General features: G+C 69.1%; 15 protein-coding genes. 9 read left to right on the top strand and 6 right to left on the bottom strand.

All coding sequences use genetic code 11. The features are described 5' to 3' along the window. Positions 1-7: 7 nt before the first annotated feature. On the bottom strand, positions 8-1,003 hold the full coding sequence (gene hemB, locus ACF66B_RS06570) for a porphobilinogen synthase (RefSeq protein ID WP_111430948.1): 996 nt from the start codon (positions 1,001-1,003) through the stop codon (positions 8-10). A 181-nt stretch (positions 1,004-1,184) separates the two neighbouring features. Here hemB and ACF66B_RS06565 point away from each other — a divergent pair, with 181 nt between their 5' ends. The 4 genes from ACF66B_RS06565 to ACF66B_RS06550 all read left to right on the top strand — a co-directional run bounded on the left by ACF66B_RS06565 (position 1,185) and on the right by ACF66B_RS06550 (position 4,486). Beyond that, positions 1,185-1,601 carry a CopG family transcriptional regulator gene (locus ACF66B_RS06565; RefSeq protein ID WP_111430910.1) on the top strand — a complete coding sequence of 139 codons (417 nt, stop codon included), beginning with the start codon at positions 1,185-1,187 and terminating at the stop codon, positions 1,599-1,601. Between the two features lie 26 nt (positions 1,602-1,627). Then, positions 1,628-2,722 (top strand): PHB depolymerase family esterase, encoded by a 1,095-nt coding sequence (locus ACF66B_RS06560; RefSeq protein ID WP_111430911.1) that lies wholly within the window; start codon positions 1,628-1,630, stop codon positions 2,720-2,722. Between the two features lies 1 nt (position 2,723). Then, positions 2,724-3,878, top strand: coding sequence for a C45 family autoproteolytic acyltransferase/hydolase (locus ACF66B_RS06555; protein WP_111430912.1), 1,155 nt, complete (start codon positions 2,724-2,726; stop codon positions 3,876-3,878). Positions 3,879-3,988: 110 nt separating this feature from the next. Beyond that, positions 3,989-4,486 carry a hypothetical protein gene (locus ACF66B_RS06550; protein ID WP_111430913.1) on the top strand — a complete coding sequence of 166 codons (498 nt, stop codon included), beginning with the start codon at positions 3,989-3,991 and terminating at the stop codon, positions 4,484-4,486. A 10-nt stretch (positions 4,487-4,496) separates the two neighbouring features. Here ACF66B_RS06550 and ACF66B_RS06545 read toward each other — a convergent pair whose 3' ends face one another. Genes ACF66B_RS06545 through ACF66B_RS06535 form a run of 3 tightly spaced genes read right to left on the bottom strand, consistent with a single transcriptional unit; the run spans position 4,497 to position 11,154 of the window. Continuing rightward, positions 4,497-5,387 (bottom strand): transglutaminase family protein, encoded by an 891-nt coding sequence (locus tag ACF66B_RS06545; protein ID WP_111430914.1) that lies wholly within the window; start codon positions 5,385-5,387, stop codon positions 4,497-4,499. Between the two features lie 4 nt (positions 5,388-5,391). After that, a complete protein-coding gene (locus tag ACF66B_RS06540; RefSeq protein WP_111430915.1) occupies positions 5,392-7,794 on the bottom strand; it encodes a circularly permuted type 2 ATP-grasp protein in 2,403 nt (800 codons plus the stop codon). 3 nt (positions 7,795-7,797) lie between these two features. Next, on the bottom strand, positions 7,798-11,154 hold the full coding sequence (locus ACF66B_RS06535) for a transglutaminase family protein (RefSeq protein ID WP_111430916.1): 3,357 nt from the start codon (positions 11,152-11,154) through the stop codon (positions 7,798-7,800). A gap of 244 nt (positions 11,155-11,398) precedes the next feature. Between ACF66B_RS06535 and ACF66B_RS06530 the strand changes: the two genes are divergently transcribed. From ACF66B_RS06530 to argF, 4 genes are all read left to right on the top strand, one after another. Beyond that, a complete protein-coding gene (locus tag ACF66B_RS06530; protein WP_111430917.1) occupies positions 11,399-12,511 on the top strand; it encodes a DNA repair exonuclease in 1,113 nt (370 codons plus the stop codon). Next, on the top strand, positions 12,508-15,156 hold the full coding sequence (locus tag ACF66B_RS06525; protein ID WP_111430918.1) for an AAA family ATPase: 2,649 nt from the start codon (positions 12,508-12,510) through the stop codon (positions 15,154-15,156). The genes ACF66B_RS06530 and ACF66B_RS06525 overlap by 4 nt, the downstream gene beginning before the upstream one ends. A 123-nt stretch (positions 15,157-15,279) precedes the next feature. Then, positions 15,280-16,464 (top strand): aspartate aminotransferase family protein, encoded by a 1,185-nt coding sequence (locus ACF66B_RS06520; protein ID WP_111430919.1) that lies wholly within the window; start codon positions 15,280-15,282, stop codon positions 16,462-16,464. Further along, positions 16,461-17,387, top strand: a complete 927-nt coding sequence (gene argF / locus ACF66B_RS06515) for an ornithine carbamoyltransferase (RefSeq protein WP_111430920.1) — start codon at positions 16,461-16,463, stop codon at positions 17,385-17,387. Before ACF66B_RS06520 ends, argF begins: the two co-directional genes overlap by 4 nt. Before the next feature lie 54 nt (positions 17,388-17,441). Here the strand turns inward: argF and ACF66B_RS06510 are convergent, their stop codons facing one another. Next, complete coding sequence (locus ACF66B_RS06510; protein ID WP_111430921.1) at positions 17,442-17,969, bottom strand: NADPH-dependent FMN reductase; 528 nt, start codon at positions 17,967-17,969, stop codon at positions 17,442-17,444. A 114-nt stretch (positions 17,970-18,083) separates the two neighbouring features. Beyond that, positions 18,084-18,233 (bottom strand): hypothetical protein, encoded by a 150-nt coding sequence (locus ACF66B_RS06505; RefSeq protein WP_162683354.1) that lies wholly within the window; start codon positions 18,231-18,233, stop codon positions 18,084-18,086. Positions 18,234-18,368: 135 nt separating this feature from the next. On the opposite strand from ACF66B_RS06505, the gene ACF66B_RS06500 reads away from it, so the two are divergent. Next, complete coding sequence (locus ACF66B_RS06500; RefSeq protein WP_111430922.1) at positions 18,369-19,133, top strand: HAD family acid phosphatase; 765 nt, start codon at positions 18,369-18,371, stop codon at positions 19,131-19,133. Positions 19,134-19,181: the final 48 nt, after the last annotated feature.

Below are 19,181 nucleotides of genomic sequence, written 5' to 3'. Positions count from 1 at the left end.
GCGCCGGTCAGCCGAAGAGTTCCGCCGCGAGCGGGGCATGATAGGTGAGAATCCCGTCGCAGCCGGCACGCTTGAAGGCGCCGAGGGTCTCCAGAACCGTCCGCTCCCGTTCCAGCCAGCCATGGCCGAATGCCGCCTCCAGCATCGCGTATTCCCCCGAGACCTGATAGGCGAAGACCGGCACGTCGAACTCGCGCTTCACCCGCCCGCAGATATCGAGATAGGGCAGGCCGGGCTTCACCATCACCATGTCCGCGCCCTCCGCGAGATCGATCGCCACTTCGCGCATCGCCTCGGCGCTGTTGGCCGGGTCCATCTGGTAGGTCTTCTTGTCGCCCTTGAGCGCGCCGGTCGCGCCCACCGCGTCGCGGAACGGCCCGTAGAAGACGGAAGCGTATTTCGCGGCATAGCTCATGATCAGCGTGTCGGGAAAGTCATGGGCCTCGAGGGCCGACCGGATCACCCCGATGCGTCCGTCCATCATGTCCGAAGGCCCGAGGATGTCACAGCCCGCCTCCGCCTGGCAGAGTGCCATCTTCTCGAGCGCGATCAGCGTCTCGTCGTTGAGGATCGTGCCGTCGCGCACGATCCCGTCATGTCCGTCGGAATTGTAGGGATCGAGCGCCACGTCGAGCAGGACGCCGATGCCGGGAACGGCTGCCTTGATCGCCCGTGTCGCGCGGTTGACGAGATTCTCCGGGTTCCAGGCCTCGGTGGCCTCCGGGTTCTTGTCGGCTGCGTCGGTGTAGGGAAAGAGCGCAAGGCAGGGAATGCCGAGATCGGCCGCGCGCTGCGCCGCTTCCACCGCCCGGTCGACCGAAAGCCGCGAGACACCGGGCAACGAGGCCACCGGTTCCTCCATGCCCTCACCCTCGCGCACGAAGAGCGGCCAGATCAGGTCCGACACCGAAAGCCGCGTTTCGGCCACCATGTCGCGGATCCAGGCCGTGCGGCGCAGGCGGCGTGGGCGGCAATGCGGGAAGGGGGCTGCGAGCGGCGTCATCATCGTCGGATCCTCAGGCTGGCAATGACCCGGTTTGGCACGCAGGCGCGGTCCTCTCAAGACCTGAAGGCGCCTCCGCCGCCTGCCTCCGCGCACGCCGGCGCGATCGAATTATTTCTTCAATGGACTTGTGACGGCTCATATGTCATCCATATACCATCCACACGGATGGAGAAACGTGATGAGCAACGTGAGACCGCTGCGGGACAAGGCGCCCGACAGCGAAAAGATCACCATCAACCTCGGATATGTCGATCTCGGACGGATCGATCTTCTGGTGCAGGAGGGCTTCTACTCCAACCGAAGCGACTTCATCCGCACCGCGATCCGGCGTCAGCTCGACACCCATGTCGAGGCCGTCAACCAATCCATCGAACGCCATACGATGGAACTGGGCCTGCGTGACTACAGCCGCGCCGATCTGGAGACGCTCCGGGCGGCTGGCGAGGTCCTGCATGTCAAGGTTGTCGGGCTCGCGCGGATCGACTCCGACGTGACGCCCGACCTCGCCCGGGCAACCATAGGCTCCATCACGGTACTGGGCGCGCTTCAGGCGAGCCCGGAAATCAGAAAGGCGCTCGCTGACCGCATCCGGTAGCACGCGCTCCCAGAAGGACTGAAAACATGATCTCTTTCAACGTTGGCGCCCTGCGCCCGGCGAACGGCGCCGCACGTCCCGACTACATGTCGTTTGCAAACGATCTGGTGCGCCAGACACTTGCCCGCCACGGACTGGCCGGCGATGTCGAGGCGCTGCCGAATGGCCCCGCCCCGCATACCATGCCGCTCCTCGAGGAGATGATGGCGCGGCTGCACTCTCCGGGCCCGCTGTCCCGTGCCCTGATGCCCGAGTTGCCCGAAGGCGCGGAGTTCGTTTCGGACCATTTCGAATGCGAAGCTGGCAGTCGCCGCTTCATGACCTACATTCCCTCGACCGCCGCGGAAGGGGTGAGCGGCATCGTCCTGATGCTGCATGGCTGCACCCAGACGCCCGAGGATTTCTCGGTCGGCACCGGCATGAATGCCCTTGCCGAGGAACATCGCTTCGTCGTGATCTACCCACATCAGTCGCGCGGCGACAATGCGCAGTCCTGCTGGAACTGGTTCAGCCGCGGTGACCAGCGGCGCGACCGCGGTGAGCCGGCCATTCTTGCGGGGCTGACCCGTCAGGCGATGGAACGATATGGCGTCTCGCGGGAGGAAACCTTCGTCGCCGGTCTCTCGGCCGGGGCCGCGATGGCACTCATCCTCGGCGAGACCTATCCGGATGTCTTTGCCGGTGTCGGCGCGCATTCCGGCCTGCCATACGGCGCCGCGCGCGACGTACCCTCCGCCTTTGCCGCGATGGCGGGCCAGGAAGGCAACTTCACCACGCCGCGATCCGACACAACGCCGCCTCCCACCATCGTCTTTCATGGTACCGCCGACAGCCTTGTCCATCCTTCGAACGGCGACCGCATCGCGCGGCAGGTGACCGATCGCGCCGCGCGCGAGACGATCATCACCGAGGAAAGCGGCACGGCCGGTGGCCGCGCGTTCGCCCGCACGGTGACCATGCGCGACGACAGGACCATCCTCCTGGAGCAATGGCAGATCGACGGGCTTGGCCACGCCTGGTCCGGCGGCAATGCCGCAGGCTCTCATACCGATCCGGCCGGACCCGACGCGAGCGCCGAGATGATCCGGTTCTTTTTCGAAACAACAGCGGGAGCGCACTGATATGACTGGCATGTCCCTCACCTTCGATGCCGTCCGCGAAGAAAAGCCGGGCCCGAAATGGGCGGCGCGCTGGCGGCGGTCCTGGCCGGCCTACGAGGCCTGGTTCGTGGCGCGTGGCGGCGATTCAGGCCCGACCCGGCAGGAAAGCCGGGCGGCCCTCCTCCACTGGATGCCGGAGCTGGTCCCGGTCTACGACCGGCTGGTCCTGATCGCCGGCGGATCGGATCGTGCCGCGCGGTTCCTCGCCACGTGGTCACCGCCGCGCTATCTCGGGGGCTGTTCTCTGGCGGCCCGTGCCGAGGGGGGCGAGGTCCGGTTGGTGCGCAATTACGATCTTTCTCCGGACCTGAACGAGGGCCTGCTGCTCCACAGCCGATGGACCGGCCGGCGGGTGATGGGGATGATCGAGTTCCTCTGGGGCCTGTCGGACGGCATCAACGACGCGGGCCTTTCGGTTGCGCTGGCCTATGGCGGGCGGGGAGAGACGGCCGCTGGTTTCGGCGTGACGACGATCCTCCGCTATGTGCTGGAGACCTGCGAGACCGTGGAGGAGGCGCTCGCGGTGCTGCGCCGGGTGCCGTCGCACATGGCCTACAATCTGGTCCTGGCGGATCGCACCGGCCGGACGGCGGGTGTCGAACTATCCCCCGGCGGCGGCATCCGGATCCTTCCGCAAGCCAATGCGACGAACCATCAGAGCGGGCCCACGCGGGCCGACCGGGCGGCCTTCACCCGGAGCCACGAGCGCCTCACCCACCTGAACGGGCTGGAAGTCGCGCCTGATGCGCTCACCCGGTCGTTTCTGGCCGAGCCGCTGTTGCAGGACCGCTATTCGGAGGGGTTCGGAACGCTCTTCACCGCCGAATACGATCCGAACGAGCGCTCCATCTGCCTGCATTGGCGTGATGAGAAATGGCAGCAGTCGCTCGACGCGTTCGTGGAGGGGCAGCGCGTCGTCCGCTATCCGTCCGGGGCCACGCTGGCCGGATCGCAGGCGCACCCCTGGCCCGCGCCCGACACCATCGACTGGAGCCAGGCCGCGCAGATCGACTGGCTTGCCGTTGCGGCCGACTATGCCTCAGGGCGCGGACAGCCCATCCACTGCTATCTGCCGCACCATTCCTCCGGAGCGGCGGTCCCTGCCGCCTGCGGGTAGGGCCAACCCTCAAGGCGGGCGAGACGCACTGGCGTCCGCCCGCGACTTGACCTCCGCGGCCGCCCGTGGCCTTTGTTGCGTCCTGCACTCGCCATGACAGGTAGGATTCCTTGGCCGCATTCGGAGTATCGAGTTTCCAGAGCATCTGGTACTGGGTCCTGCACATTCTCGTCTGGACGCTGGTCACCCACCGCACGCTCGGCGTGCCCTACGACATGTTGCTCCGCGCCCGGCGCCTGCCGGAGGTCACCGCCCAGACCGAAACCCTGGCCGTTGTCCAGTGCGGGCGGATCGTGGCCGTCTACCGGAAGCTCGGCATTCCGATCGCACTCCTTGGCGGCTTCCTGCTCGCAGGTCTTGCCGTCGTCGGCTTCCTCAATGGCGTGGAACTCGCGCAGGCGGCCTTCCTCCTGCTCTTTCCGCTCGCCGTCATCGCCTATTCGACGCTCGCGACAGCCCTCATGATCACCGAGCGGCGCTTCCGCGGCGATGTGCTGGTGCGCATCCTTTCGCGGCGGCATTTCTGGCACCAGGTGGTGGCGGTCACGGCGCTCTTCGCCGCCCTTGCGGTCGCGGCCTCGCGCCATGCCCGGATCGTGCTGCTCTGAGGCGGCAGCCTCAGGCAACCACCTCCGGCACCGGCAGGACATCCACCGCCTGCTCGCTTTTCTGATCGCCCGCGATCTTCAGCACGCCCTTCACCGGCGAGACATCGCCATAATCGCGCCCGCGCGCGATCAGGATGTGATCGGCGCCGACGATGAGCGCGTTGGTCGGATCATATTCGATCCAGCCGGTTTGCCAGCCGCACCAGGCGCGCACCCAGGCATGCATCGCGTCCGCCCCCTCGAGCCGCGGCTTGCCCGGCGGCGGGTTGGTGCGGAGAAAGCCGCTCACATAGCCCGCCGGAATGCCGATCCCGCGCAGGCAGGCGATCATGATCTGGGCAAAATCCTGACAGACTCCGTGGCGGCGGGCGAAGGCCTCCTCGGTCGGCGTGTCCACATCGGTCGCCTCCGGGTCATAGGTCATGTCGCGGTTCAGCGCCTCGCCGACCGCGCAGACGGCGCTGAAGGCGGTGATCCCCGGCCGGATCGCCTCCTCGGCATAGGCGGTCATCGCCGAGCTCGGTGCGGTGCGCGGGCTCGCGCCGAGAAAGTGGTGCGGCGCCTGCGCGTCGAGCCCGCGATAATCGGCGATCTCGCGCGCGAGTTGCGGCAGAGGCGGCGAGATGTCGAGGCTCGGCGCCTCTGCCACCCGCTCGACCCGGCTCTTCACCTCGAAGACGATCTCGTCATGCGCCTCGCGAAAGGCGATCTCGACGCCGGCATTCTGGAAGAAGTCGAGCATGTCCCGCCGCTCGGCAGGGTTCGGCTCGATGGTGAGCGCCCCGCTGATCCGCCGCTGCACGCCCGGCAGATCCGCCGGCATTAGCCGCAGGATATGCCGCCCGGCGATGGCGGGCCGGTCGTAGCTGTAGGTGATCTTCAGGCGGATGTCGTAGAGCATGGCCTCAATGTATGTAAGTCGCGCCGATCAGGTCCGAAAGCGCCTCGATCTCGGCTCTTAGCACGTTCAGCATGAGCGCATCGAGCGTTCCGGGTGTCTGTACCGCCAGCGAGGTATGCACCTGAAGGACGGCGCGCGAAAGCTCCGAAAGCTGGCCATGGGATTCGGCGTTGGGCAGGAACGAGATGTGGTTCCGGAGCTCGGTCAGCTGGTAGAGCACCGAGCGCGGGTTGAGGCTGTCGAGCCCCAGCAGATCCAGCACCGTTTCGCGGCTGGTGAAGACGGAGTAGCGCCGCCGGTGCGACATCACGCTGTCACCGACCTCCACCGCCAGGTCGAGCGCGCCCTCGGGTGCCTCGGCGTCCGCGAGGCAGGAGAGCAGGCTTGCCATCGAGATGCTGCGCTCCAGCGAGCGGCCGATCGAGAGGAACCGCCAGCCGGTGAAGCGATACATGTTCTCGTGCACGAGGCCGGCAAATCCGGTGATCTTGCGCAGGAGCACGCTCATCGCCCGTGCCGTGTCGTCGCCCGGCGAGAGCGTGCGGCTGAACCGCCGCGAGGTCTTGGCGAGATCGGCCAGCGCGGCCCAGCCGTCGGTCGAGAACTGATCGCGCACCTTGCCCGCGCTGTTGATCGCCCCGTCGAGCGAGGAGAGCAGACCCGCAGGCACGCAATGCGCCGCATCGAGCCCCACGGTCTTCAGATGCTCCTCGAGATGGACGAGCAGCGGCGAGTCGGGGTCCGCAGTTTCGGCCAGGCGTATGTGATAGGCGCGCATGAGCCGCAACGCGCCCTCCGCCCGCTCGGTATAGCGCCCGAGCCAGAAGAGATTGTCGGCCGCCCGGCTCGGCAGCACCGCCGGCATCGGCCGGGTATAGGGGCGTCCGCTGCCGCCCTGGACCGTCTCGGTATCGACCGGCCGATCGCTCACGATCCAGACGTCCGCCGCCGAGCCGCCGCGCTGCATCGCGATCGCCGAGGCATCGTCGCTGCGCCCGATGCGGGCAAAGCCGCCCGGCATCACCTGCCAGCCCTGCTGGGTGCGGGCGAGATAGACCCTGAGGCTCATCGGTCGCGGCACGAGCCGGCCGTCTTCATAGGCGGGCGTCGTCGAGAGGGTGACGGCTTCCTGGCCCACCAGATCCGCGCCGTCCTTCTCGAGCCAGGCCGCGACCGAGGCGCCCGCCTGGCCGTGGAACTTCCGGCCGAGCACCGTGGTCTCGTCGGATTCGAAGGGCAGCCGCGTGGAGAGGGCAGGGCCGATCATCATCGTCTCGAGATTGGCCTGCACATGCGCGCGCTCGGCGGGCTGGCCGCACCACCAGGTGGCGATGTTGGGCATCTCCAGCGGCTGGCCGAGCAGCTCCCGCGAGATCCGCGGCATGAAGGCGAGCAGCGCGCGGGTCTCGAGCACGCCGGTGCCGAGCGCGTTCACCAGCGTGACGCTTCCCTGGCGCACCGCGCTCACGAGGCCGGGCGTGCCGAGGCGGGAATTGGCGTCGAGCTCCAGCGGGTCGGCGTAGGCGCTGTCGAGCCGCCGCCAGAGCACGCTCACGGGCTCGAGCCCCGCGACCGTGCGCACCATGACGCGGCCGTCCTCGACCACGAGATCCTCGCCCTCGAGAAGCACGAAGCCGAGATAGCGCGCGATATAGGCGTGCTCGAAATAGGTCTCGTTGAGCGGGCCCGGCGTCAGAATTGCGAGCCGGCTCTCCGGCCCGCTCGACAGTCCGTGCAGCGTGTCGCGGAAGGTGCGGAAGAAGCCGGCGAGCCGGTGGACATGGGACTCGGTGAAGAAATCCGAATAGACCCGGCTCGTCGCAACCCGGTTTTCCAGCGCGAAGCCCGCGCCCGAGGGGGCCTGCGTCCGGTCGCCCAGGACCCACCAGGTGCCGTCCGGTCCGCGCCCGATCTCGAAGGCGATGAAGTGCAGGTAATTCCCGCCCCGCGGCGGCACATGGACGAGGGGACGGAGCCACTCGCGGCTGCCTGCAATCAGACTTGCGGGCAGATGGCCGCCTGCGACGAGCCGGTTCGGCCCGTAGAGATCGGCCGCAAGCGCCTCGAGCAGCTCGGCACGGTGGCGCAGGCCCGCGGCGATGTGGTTCCACTCGGCCTCCTCGATGAGCACGGGAATGCGCGCCATCGGCCAGCCGCGCTCGGTCGAGCCATGCGGGTCGTATTGCCGGTAGAACACCCCGGCGTCGCGCAGATACTGCTCGCCGCGCCCGAAACGCAGGGCGAGATCATCGGGCGAGATCCGGGCGAAATGCTCGATGAACCGGGTCCAGACCGGCCGGATCTGCCCGTTGCCGTCGAGCAGCTCGTCGGGCACGCCGGGCAGGGCATGGTAATCGGCGATCAGCCGCGCCGCCGGTCCTTCTTTCCACACGTTGCGTGCTTCCATGCCTCAGAGTCCGGATGGCCTCCTGAGATCGAGGGTCATCGGAAACTCGGGATGCGGCGTTTCGCTGACCGGAATATAGAGCCCTGGCGTATGCCCGTGCGGCTCGAACCGCGCGAGGCGGCGCGCCTCGGCCTCGTTGCCGTTGACCGGGAAGGTGTCGTAGTTCCGCCCGCCCGGATGGGCGACGTGGTAGACGCACCCCGCGAGCGCCCGGTTCGTCCATGTGTCGAAGATATCGAACACGAGGGGCGTGTGGACAGGCACCACGGGATGCAGCGCCTCCGCCGGCTGCCAGGCCTTGTAACGCACGCCCGCCACCGCCTCGCCGCCGGTGCCGGTCTTGCGGAGCGGCATCTTGCGGCGGTTGCAGGTGACGATGTAGCGGTCCGGGTCGGTCGTGGTGAGCTTCACCTGCAGCCGCTCGGTCGAGCTGTCGGTATAGCGCACCGTGCCGCCGATGGCGCCGGTCTCGCCCAGAACATGCCAGGGTTCGAGCGCCTGCCGGAGCTCGAGATGGACGCCGTCCGTCTCCACCTCGCCGCAGAACGGGAAACGGAACTCGGCGAGCGCCTGGAACCACTCGGGCCGCATGTCGAAGCCATGCCGCCCGAGATCGCCGAGCACGTCCATGAAGTCTTCCCAGACGAAATGCGGCAGCATGAAGCGGTCGTGCAGCGTCGTGCCCCAGCGGGTGAGCTGGCCCGAGACCGGGCTGTGCCACATCCGCGCGATGAGGGCCCGGATGAGGAGCTGCTGGGCGAGGCTCATCCGCGGCGAGGGCGGCATCTCGAAGCCGCGGAACTCGACGAGGCCCAGCCGCCCCGTCGGCCCGTCCGGGCTGTAGAGCTTGTCGATGCAGATCTCCGCCCGGTGCGTGTTGCCGGTCGAATCCGTGAGGATGTTGCGCAGGAGCCGGTCTACCAGCCAGGGCAGCGGCGCCTCGCCCTCTCCCGGTGCCGGGATCTGCGACAACGCGATCTCGAGCTCGTAGAGCACATCGTTGCGCGCTTCGTCGATGCGCGGGGCCTGGCTCGTCGGCCCGATGAAGAGGCCGGAGAACAGGTAGGAGATCGAGGGGTGGCGCTGCCAGTGGAGCACGAGGCTCCGCAGCAGATCCGGCCGGCGCAGGAACGGGCTGTCGAGGGTCGTGGCCCCGCCGACCACCACATGGTTGCCGCCGCCGGTGCCGGTATGCTTGCCGTCGATCATGAACTTGTCGGTGCCGAGGCGGCTCAGGCGCGCCTCCTCGTAGATCCCCTCGGTGATCGAGCGGCACTCCTCCCAGGAATGCGCCGGATGGATGTTCACCTCGATCACCCCCGGATCGGGGGCGACGCGGATCACGTTGAGCCGCGGGTCATGGGGCGGCGCGTAACCCTCGATGTGGATCGGCAGGTTCATTCCCGCCGCCGCACTTTCCGCCGCCGCGATCAGTTCGAGGTAGTCCTCGATCCGCTCCACCGGCGGCATGAAGACACAGAGCCGTCCGTCGCGCGGCTCGACCGAAAGAGCGGTGCGCACAGCGCCTCCCGGCGTGTCGTCGAGCTCCTGCTCCACGCGCTCCTGCTGCGGCGCCGCGTCGGCGGTGAAATGCGCCATCGGCTGGGCGCGGCCGGCATGGATCGGGATCGGCCCGTCCCCTCCGCGCGCCCGGCGCCGGAAATCGGGCAGATCGCCCGAGATCGTCGTCGGATCCGCCACGTTGGTGTAGGGATAGGCCGAGGGCGTGACATAGGGCAGCGTGCTGAGCGGCAGGCGGAAGCCCACCGGGCTGTCGCCGGGGATGAGGAAGAGATAATCGCGCCGCAGCTTCCATTTCTCCGACCGCCAGCGATGCCCGCTCGCCTTCGACTGCCACCGCTGGACCGGCAGCACATAGCCCGAGGGCGTGGTCAGCCCGCGCGCGAAGACCTTGGCGATGCGGTGCCGCTCCTCGGCATCCTTGAGCTTCGAGTTCTTCGGCGTGACGTTCTCGGGGAGGTTGCCCTCCTTGATGATCCACTCCGCCGGATCCTCGAAGGCCGGCACGACATACTCGGGCTTCACCCCGAGCTCCGTCGCAATCCCCTGCAGCAGCCGTTCGGCCTCCGCGGGCCCGGCTCCGGTATCGGTCGCCTCCTCGGCAATCAGGTCCGCATCCTGCCAGATCGGCTTCTCGTCGCGCCGCCAGTAGAGCGAGAAGGTCCAGCGCGGCAGGCTTTCGCCCGGATACCATTTGCCCTGGCCGTAATGCAGGAAACCGCCCGGCGCGAAGCGGTCGCGCAACCGCCGGATGAGCTTGTCGGCGAGCCCGCGCTTCGTTGGCCCGACCGCTGCGGTGTTCCACTCCGCGCTCTCGAAATCGTCGATCGAGACGAAGGTCGGCTCGCCCCCCATGGTGAGCCGCACATCGCCCGCCGCGAGCGACTGGTCGACCTTCTTGCCGAGCGCGTTCAGCGCCGCCCAGCTCTCGTCGGAGAAGGGCTTGGTGATGCGCGGATGTTCGGCAACGCGCGTCACCTTCATGTCGAAGCCGAAATCCACCTCCGCGTAGCTCGCAAGGCCGCTGATCGGCGCGGCATTGCGGTAATGCGGCGTCGCGGCCAGCGGGATGTGGCTCTCGCCGGTCAAGAGGCCGCTCGTCGGATCAAGCCCGATCCAGCCCGCGCCGGGCATGAACACCTCGGCCCAGGCATGCAGGTCGGTGAAATCGTGATCCGTGCCCGGAGGCCCGTCGAGCGAGACCAGATCGGGTTTGAGCTGGATGAGGTAGCCCGAGACGAAGCGCGCCGCGAAGCCGAGATTGCGCAGGATCTGCACGAGCAGCCAGCTCGAATCCCGGCAGGAGGCGGTGCCGCGCTCGAACGTCTCCTCGGGCGTCTGCACGCCCGGCTCCATGCGGATGACATAGCCGATTTCTTGGCTCAGCCGGGTGTTGAGCCCGACGAAGAAATCGACCGAGCGGGCCTTGTCGCGCGGGATCGTGTCCATGAAGGCCTTGAGGCGCGGCCCCATCGGCTCGGGCGTCATGTAGATCGACAGATCCTCGCGCAGATCGGCGGGATAGTCGAAGGGCCACTCCTCCGCCTCTTCCTCCACGAAGAAGTCGAACGGATTGTAGACCGTCATGTCCGCGACCAGATCCACCTCGATCTTCAGCTCCCGTACCGGTTCGGGAAACACGAATCGCGCCTGCCAGTTGCCGTAGGGGTCCTGCTGGTGATTCACGAAATGCCCCGAGGGGCTCACTTTCAGCGAATGCGACAGCACGCGTGTGCGCGAATGCGGGGCAGGACGAAGGCGAATGACCTGTGGCCCGAGCGTGACCGGCCGGTCGTAACGGTAGTGGGTGAGGTGATAGATACTGGCTTTAATCGACATGCAGAACCCGCTCCAGAACTGATCCAGAGCGTTAACGTTTCATAGTTTGTCGGGACTATCCATGGATTTGTTGGAACCCCGGCTCAAATCACGAGCAGAAATGACGGGCTGCAATCTTTTGTGGCGGATCGGCTTCGCGCCAGGGCCGGGAGGGGCGCGGGCAGATGGTGGAGCGCTTGATCTCGGGCCCGCCACCGGGCTAGGCTCCGCATCCTTGAGTTGAAGATATTGGCGAATTCGTTCCGTGTTCCGCTTTCTCCACGCCTCGGACCTGCATCTCGGGCGCCGCTTCGGCCGCTTTCCCGAGGCGTTGCGCAACCGGCTGACCGAGGCGCGGCACGGCGCCATCCCCCGGCTTGCCGCCGCGGCGCGCGCGGCGGGGGCGGCCCATGTGCTTGTCGCGGGCGATCTCTTCGACAGCGAGACCCCGGCCACGGCCACCCTGCGCCAGGCGCTGGCGGCGATGCGGGCGGAGGAGGGCATCGCCTGGGTTCTGCTTCCCGGCAATCACGACTCGCTTGCCGCCGACGAGCTCTGGAGCCAGCTCGCCCGCCACTGCCCGCCCAATGTGATCCTCGCGACTCGGGCCGAGCCGCTCGCGCTCGCGCCCGGTGTCACGCTCCTGCCTGCGCCCTGCACCCGGCGGCGGCCGGGCCGTGACCTCACGGCCTGGATGGATGCCTGCGCGAGCCCGGAGGGTGATCTGCGCCTCGGGCTTGCCCATGGTACGGTGCAGGACTTCGGCGAGGAGGGGGGCCACGATGTGATCGACCCCCGCCGCGCCGACCTCGCGGGGCTCGCCTATCTGGCGCTGGGCGACTGGCATGGCCAGAAATGCATCGGTCCGCGCCTCTGGTATTCGGGCACACCCGAGCCCGACCGTTTCAAGCATGGCGCCCCGGGGCGCGCCCTTGCCGTCGCGCTGGCCGCGGCTGGCGCACCGCCCGAGGTCACGCCGGTCGAGACCGGTGCCTTTCGCTGGGAAACCCGCGCCCTGCCGATGGTGACGGGCGAGGATCCGCGCGCCCGGCTCATGGCGGCGCTTCCGCCCGCCGGCCGCCGCGAGACGCTGCTCCGTCTTCGCCCCGAGGGCCATGTCCGTCTCGCGGGCCGCACGGCGCTGGCCGAGGCGATTGCCGAGGCCGAGCCCGAGTTCGCCTGGCTCGAATGGTCCGGCGAGGGGCTGCTGGTCGAATGCGGCGCGGGTGATCTCGACGCGATCGACCGGGCGGGTGCGCTCCGCGCCGCCGCCGAGGCGCTGCTGGCGGAATCGGACAGTCCCGAGCTTTCGGCCGCAGACCGCGACGTCGCCCGCGCCGCGCTCACCCGGCTCCATGCCTATGCGGCTGACGCATGAGACTGCGCGCCCTCCGCCTCTGGAATCTCCGCCGCTTCGCCGGCTCGGGTGTGGCGCTCGAAGGCATTGCCGACGGGGTGAACGTGCTCGCCGCTCCCAATGAGGAGGGCAAGTCGACCTGTTTCGATGCGCTCCACGCGCTGTTCTTCCTGCCTCACGGCAGCGCGGCCAAGGCCGCCAAGGCGCTCCGCCCCTATAGTGGCGGAAGTCCGCGGATCGAGGCCGATCTCGAGACGCCGGAGGGCCGCTTCCGGCTCCGGAAGCAGTATTTCGGCGGCGCGCGGGCCGAGGTCATCGATCTCGCCACCGGCCGCCTCATCGCTCAGGCGGATGAAGCCGAGGCCTGGATCGCGCATCTGATGGAGGCCGCGCCCGCCGGCGGCCCGGCCGGCCTGCTCTGGGTCCGTCAGGGCGCGATCGAGTTCGGCATGGGGGGGAAGGCCGAGACGGACGCGGAGCATGCCGCGCGCGAGGATGTGCTCGGCTCGGTTGCGGGCGAGGTCGAGGATCTGACCGGCGGCCGCCGCATGGCCGCGATCCTCGCCCGCGTCGAGACCGATCTCGGCGTCAATGTCACGGCCACCGGGCGCCCCCGGACCCACGGTCCCTACGCCCGTGCGCTTGCCGAGGTCGACAGTCTCGAGGATGATCTCAAGCGCCACGAGGCCCAGCTTGCGGAGCTTCGCCAGGCGCTCGAGACCCGCCGCGCCAAGGCCGCCCGCCTCACCGAGCTCGATGCGCCCGATGCGCGCGCGGACCGCGCCGAAGCGCGCGAGGCCGCGGCCCGTGCGCTGGCCGCGGCCCGCGCGAGCGCGAGCCGTCTCGATGCCGCAAGGGCCGAGGCCGAGCTTTCCGCCACGCGTGCGCGCGCCGCGGCCGAGGCGCTGGAACGCTTCCGCGTAGCGCTCGAGACCGCTGCCGATCTTGCCACCCGCGACCGCGAGGCCCGCGCCCGCGCCGAGGATGCGGCCGCTGCCGTCAGCGAGGCCGCCGCTGCCGAAACCCGCGCCACCGCGGCCCGGGAGGCGGCGGCGCTGGCGCTCCAGGCGGCCCGTGACAGGCAGACGCGCGCCACCGAAGCCCTCCGCGCCGCCGAGCGCGCCGCGCGCCGCGAAACCCTCGCCGCAACGCTTGCCCGCGCCGAGGCCGCCCAGAAGCGGCAGGAGGAGGCCGAGGCCGAGCGGGCCGCCGCCGCGCTTCCGGCCGGGACAGTCGCCGGGCTCGAACGCGCCGAAGCCGAGATCCGCGAACATGCCGCGCGGGCGCGTGCCGAGGCCGCGACGCTCACCCTCGAATATGGCCGCGGCGCGCCGCGCATCCTGCGCGACGGTGCGCCGCTCGAGGGCGGGACGCCGCATCTCGTCGTCGCGCCGCTGCACCTCGACCTGCCGGGGATCGGCCGGCTCACCGTCACGCCGGGCGCCGGCGCCTCGGGCGCCAATGCCGAGGCGCTCGCGAAGGCCGAGGCCCGCCGCGCCACGCTGCTCCGGGCCGCCGCCGTCGAGAGCCTCGCGGCCGCGCGCAGCCGGGAGGAACGCGCCCGCGATGCCGCTGGAGCCGCGGCGCTCGCGGCGAGCGAGGTGAAGATCCTTGCCCCGGATGGCCTCGCCGCCCTGCGTACGGCGCTCGCCCGGCTTGGGGACGACACGCCCACCGCCACGGCAGAGGATGAGCCGCCACCCGATCCGGCCGCCGCCGAAGTGGCGGTGCAGGCCGCCGAGACCGCGCTTGCCCGGGCGGAGGCTGCGCGCGACGCCGCCCGGGCCGGGCACGGCCGCGCGCGCGAGACCCGGATCGCCGCCGAGGCCGCGGCGGAGACCGCCCGCGAGGCCCATGCCCGCAGTGCCGCCGAGCTCGGCCCGGAGCCGGATCGCGCCGCCCGTCGCGCCGCCCTCGCCGCCGCATCCGCCGAGGCCACAGCCGAGGCCGCCGCGCGGGCCGAGGCGCGGGCCGCCCTCGAGACCGCCACCCCCGATCTCGAGGTGGCCGAGGCCGCCTTCCAGCGCGCCGAATCCGTCCAGCGCCGTGCCGAGAGCGAAGCGCGCGATCTCGAGGTCGCGATCTCCGGGCTCACCGGCCGCATCCAGTCCCAGGCCGACGAGGGTCTGGAGGAAACCTGCACCGAGCTTCGCGGCGAGCTCGATGCCGCCCGCGCCCGCCTGGCCGCGATCGAGGCCGAGGTCGCCGCGCTCACCCGGCTCCGCAGCGCGCTCGAAGCCGCCCGCTCGGCGGCACGCGAACAGTATTTCGGCCCGGTTCTCGAAGAGCTCCGCCCGCTCCTCGGGCTTCTCTTCGACGAAGCCGCGGTGCGCTTCGGGGAAAGCAGCCTCCTGCCCGAGACGCTGACCCGGGAGGGCCAGGACGAGAGCGTCGAGATCCTCTCGGGCGGCATGCGCGAACAGCTCGCGATCCTCACCCGGCTCGCCTTCGCCCGCCTGCTGGCGCGGGGCGGCCGCCCGGTGCCTGTGGTGCTCGACGATGCCCTCGTCTTCACCGACGATGCCCGCATCGAGCGGATGTTCGACGCGCTCCACCGCCAGGCCCGCGACATGCAGGTGATCGTGCTCACCTGCCGCCAGCGCGCCTTCGAACGCCTCGGGGGCGAGGGCCTCGCGCTCACCCCTTGGCGTCCCGACGACCTCTGATCCCGGCGGCGATTTGTTGACTTGGCGCCCCCGTTCGGGCAAGAGGTCGCCTCGCCCCGCGTCCCGGCCGCCCGTGGGGCTTTTTCCGTTTGCAAGCGGCGGCCCACTGAGGAGTCAGATCCCGTGATTTCGCCCGTCCTTCCAGCCTATGCGCGGGCGCCGCTCTCCTTCGTCGAAGGCGAGGGCGCCTGGCTCGTTGAGGAAAGCGGGGAGCGTTACCTGGACCTCGGCGCCGGCATCGCCGTCAACGCCCTGGGTCATGCGCATCCCGCACTCGTCAAGGCCGTGGAAGAGCAGGCCCGACGCCTCTGGCACACCTCCAACCTCTACCGCGTGCCGAACCAGGAGGCGCTCGCCGAGCGGCTCGTGGAGCACAGCTTTGCCGACACCGTGTTCTTCACCAATTCGGGCACGGAATCGGTCGAATGCGCCTTCAAGATGGCGCGGCGGTATTTCCACGTCACCGGGCAACCCGAACGGCACCGGATCATCGCCTTCCACGGCTCGTTCCACGGCCGCTCGATCGCGCCGATCTCGGCGGTGAACTCGCCCAAGCTCGCCGAGGGCTTCGGCCCGCTGCTGCCGGGCTTCGATCAGGCGCCCTACGGCGATCTCGACGCCGTGCGCGCCCTCGTCGGCCCCGAAACTGCGGCGATCATCATCGAGCCGATCCAGGGCGAGGGCGGCATCGTCACGCCGCCCGAAGGTTTCCTCAAGGCGCTGCGCGAGCTCTGCGACGCGAACGGCCTGCTGCTGATCTTCGACGAGATCCAGTGCGGCATGGGGCGGACGGGCAAGCTCTTCGCCCATGAATGGGCCGGGGTCACGCCCGACATCATGTGCGTGGCCAAAGGTATCGGCGGCGGCTTCCCGCTCGGCGCCTGCCTCGCCACCGAAGAGGCGGCGCGCGGCATGACCGCCGGCACCCACGGCTCGACCTATGGCGGCAACCCGCTCGCCTGCGCGGTCGGTTGCGCGGTGATGGATATCGTCGCAACGCCCGAGTTCCTCGACCATGTCTCGCGCACCGCGGGCCGGTTCCGCCAGGGGCTCGAGGGTCTCGTCGCCGCGCATCCGGATGTCTTCGAGAGCGTGCGCGGCGAGGGGCTGATGCTCGGGGTCAAATGCCGTGCGACGAATACCGATGTCGTCGCGGCGGGCTACGGCGCGCATGTGCTCGTGGTTCCCGCGGCCGACAACGTCATCCGCATCCTGCCGCCGCTCAACCTGACCGACGTCGAGGTGGACGAAGGTCTCCGCCGCCTCGAAAGCGCTGCGGCGGCCGTGGAGAAGGGAGCGACCGCATGAGACATTTTCTCGACCTTCACACCCTCCCGCCCGAGGAGCTGCGCGGCATCCTGACCCAGGCCGCGGCGATGAAGACGGCGCGCACCGGCCTGCCGAGAGGGACGGTCGACGACGGCGCGCCCTTCGAGGGCCGCATGGTCGCGCTCATCTTCGAGAAACCCTCGACGCGCACCCGCGTGAGCTTCGATGTCGGCGCCCGCCAGCTTGGCGGCCAGACGCTGGTGCTCTCCGGCAAGGACATGCAGCTCGGCCATGGCGAGACCATCGCCGACACCGCCCGCGTGCTCTCGCGCTACGTCGATCTCATCATGATCCGTACCTTCGAGGAACAGACGCTGGTCGAGCTCGCCGCGCATTCTGCCGTGCCGGTCATCAACGGCCTGACGGATGCAAGCCACCCCTGCCAGATCATGGCCGACATCCTCACCTTCGAGGAACATCGCGGCCCGATCACCGGCGCCAAGGTGGTCTGGGCGGGCGACGGCAACAACGTCTGCACCTCCTTCCTGCATGCCGCGGGCCAGTTCGGCTTCGACCTCACCTTCACCGGGCCCGAGGTGCTTGACCCGAACCCGGACGCGGTGGCCTTCGCCCGCGGCCGTGGCGTCACCGTCACGATCGAACGCGACCCGCTGAAGGCCGCGGAAGGCGCCGATCTCATCGTCACCGACACCTGGCTCTCGATGCATGACCCGGAAAGCGCGCGTCAGCGCCGCCATGCGCTGCTGCGGCCCTATCAGGTCAACAACGCGCTGATGGCGGCAACCGGGCGCGAGACGCTCTTCATGCATTGTCTGCCCGCCCATCGCGGCGAGGAGGCAACCGACACGGTGATGGACGGCCCGCACTCGGTGATCTTCGACGAGGCCGAGAACCGTCTGCACGCCCAGAAGGCGATCATGCGCTGGTGCCTCCGCCTCTGAGGCCGGCCACGACGCACGAGGCTCTGCCCGCCGATCCCGGCGGGCGGGGCGCGCTCACCGGCGGCAGTAACTCGCGAAGCCCTCGAGATACGCTGCCACTGCGGCGCGGTTTTCCGGCCGTGCCATGCGCTCGGCGATATCGTCCGGCGCGAGCTTCATGAACGCGAACCTCAGGAACAGATCCGTGGCGAAGCGCTGGCTGACGGTCGAGAGCACCAGCCGCAGTTGCGCCAGCATGTCGTCGCCGCGATGCGAGGCATGGAGGAGCGCGATGGGCTTGGCGACGATCTCGTCGCGCGACACGAGCCAGTCGATCGCATTCTTGAGCCCGCCCGGAATGGCCCGGACATATTCCGGGCTCGACAGGATCACCCCGTCGTTCGCCCGGATCAGGTCGGCAAAGGCCTGTACACGAGCGGGCAGGGGCTCCGCCTCGCGGTCGGGCGAAAAGACCGGCAGATCCGCGAGCCTGGAGAAGACCGTCACCTCGTGTGCGGGCCGTGCAAGCTCCGCCACCGCCGCGAGCAGCGCCGTGTTGGTCGAGGCACGCCGGGCGCTGCCCGAGATGGCGAGAAATCTCATGTGTCATGTCCCGTGCTGCGCGCGGCAAGCAGCGCTTTAGGCCGGCTGCGGTTGCATGGCAAATTGCCATATAAATTCCATACGGATTCCATATCGATTCCAGACAGTCCGAAATCACCATTTCCGGTCCCGCCGGACCTCCGGGATCGGCGTCTTCCGCCACCGGATCCCGACCGGGAGGGTGAGCCGGAAGGCCCCGGCATTCGCCCCGATCATCCCCCAGGACGCCGTGAGGAACGGATCGTGGTCGCGGATCGGAAACATGCGCGTCCTCCAGTCTCGCGCCCCGGACCGCTGATCAGGGGGCGCTGTCTCTCGGGCGGTATGGGGCTTTCCGCCGCCGCCCTGTCTCTCTATCGTCGGGCGTCCGTGAAAGACTTCAAAGGGGTAGGGAGCACCATGAACATCTGTCTCAAGTCCGCAACGATCGCCGGAGCCCTGCTGGCCGCAGCGCCGGCCTTCGCGCAGGAGGCCGAAGGCGACTGCCCGGTTGCCGAATTCACCATGGCCCTGCGCTACCAGCAGCAGTCCGCCGAGGTCCGCGCTCTCCAGCTTCAGGCCTACAACATCGCCACGGAACGGCTCGATGCCGCCGTGGAGGGCGCCGAGGACCCGGCAAGGCTCGCCGTCGTCACCGATCTCGACGAGACGGTCATCGACAACAGCGCCCTTCTCGCCCGTGATCTCGCCAATTGTCACATGTATGATGCCTGGGACACCTGGCTGCCCTGGGAGCGCGACGGGCATCCCGGTCTCATTCCCGGCGCCAAGGCCTTCCTCGATCACGCGGACAGCCTCGGCGTGACGATCCGCTACATTTCAGACCGCTCGGACGAGCAGAAATCCCACACGCTTGAAACGCTCGAGGAGCTCGGACTGCCACAGGTGAGCGAGGAGTCCGTCCTGCTCCTCGGGCCGCCCAAGGTCGAGCGCCGGGAGATCGTCAGCGCCGATCACGAGATCGTCCTGCTGCTCGGCGATACGCTTCACGATTTCGACGGGCGCTTCCGCAAGACCCCGCTCGATGCGCAGAAGGAAACCGTGGACGCCGAGGCGGCGAAATGGGGCAAGGAATGGATCGTATTCCCCAACGCGGGTTACGGCACCTGGTCCGAGGCGCCGCTCGACGCCTGGGACGCCGAAACCGTCATCGAGGAATGGTAGGCCGTTCCGTCTGAGCCCGGCGACAGACGAGAGAGCGGGGCCCGCTCT

Source organism: Amaricoccus sp. B4 (assembly GCF_043226085.1).
Taxonomy (GTDB): Bacteria; Pseudomonadota; Alphaproteobacteria; order Rhodobacterales; family Rhodobacteraceae; genus Amaricoccus.
Note: the sequence above shows the minus strand (reverse complement) of the source record. Positions and strands in the feature narration are given on the sequence as shown.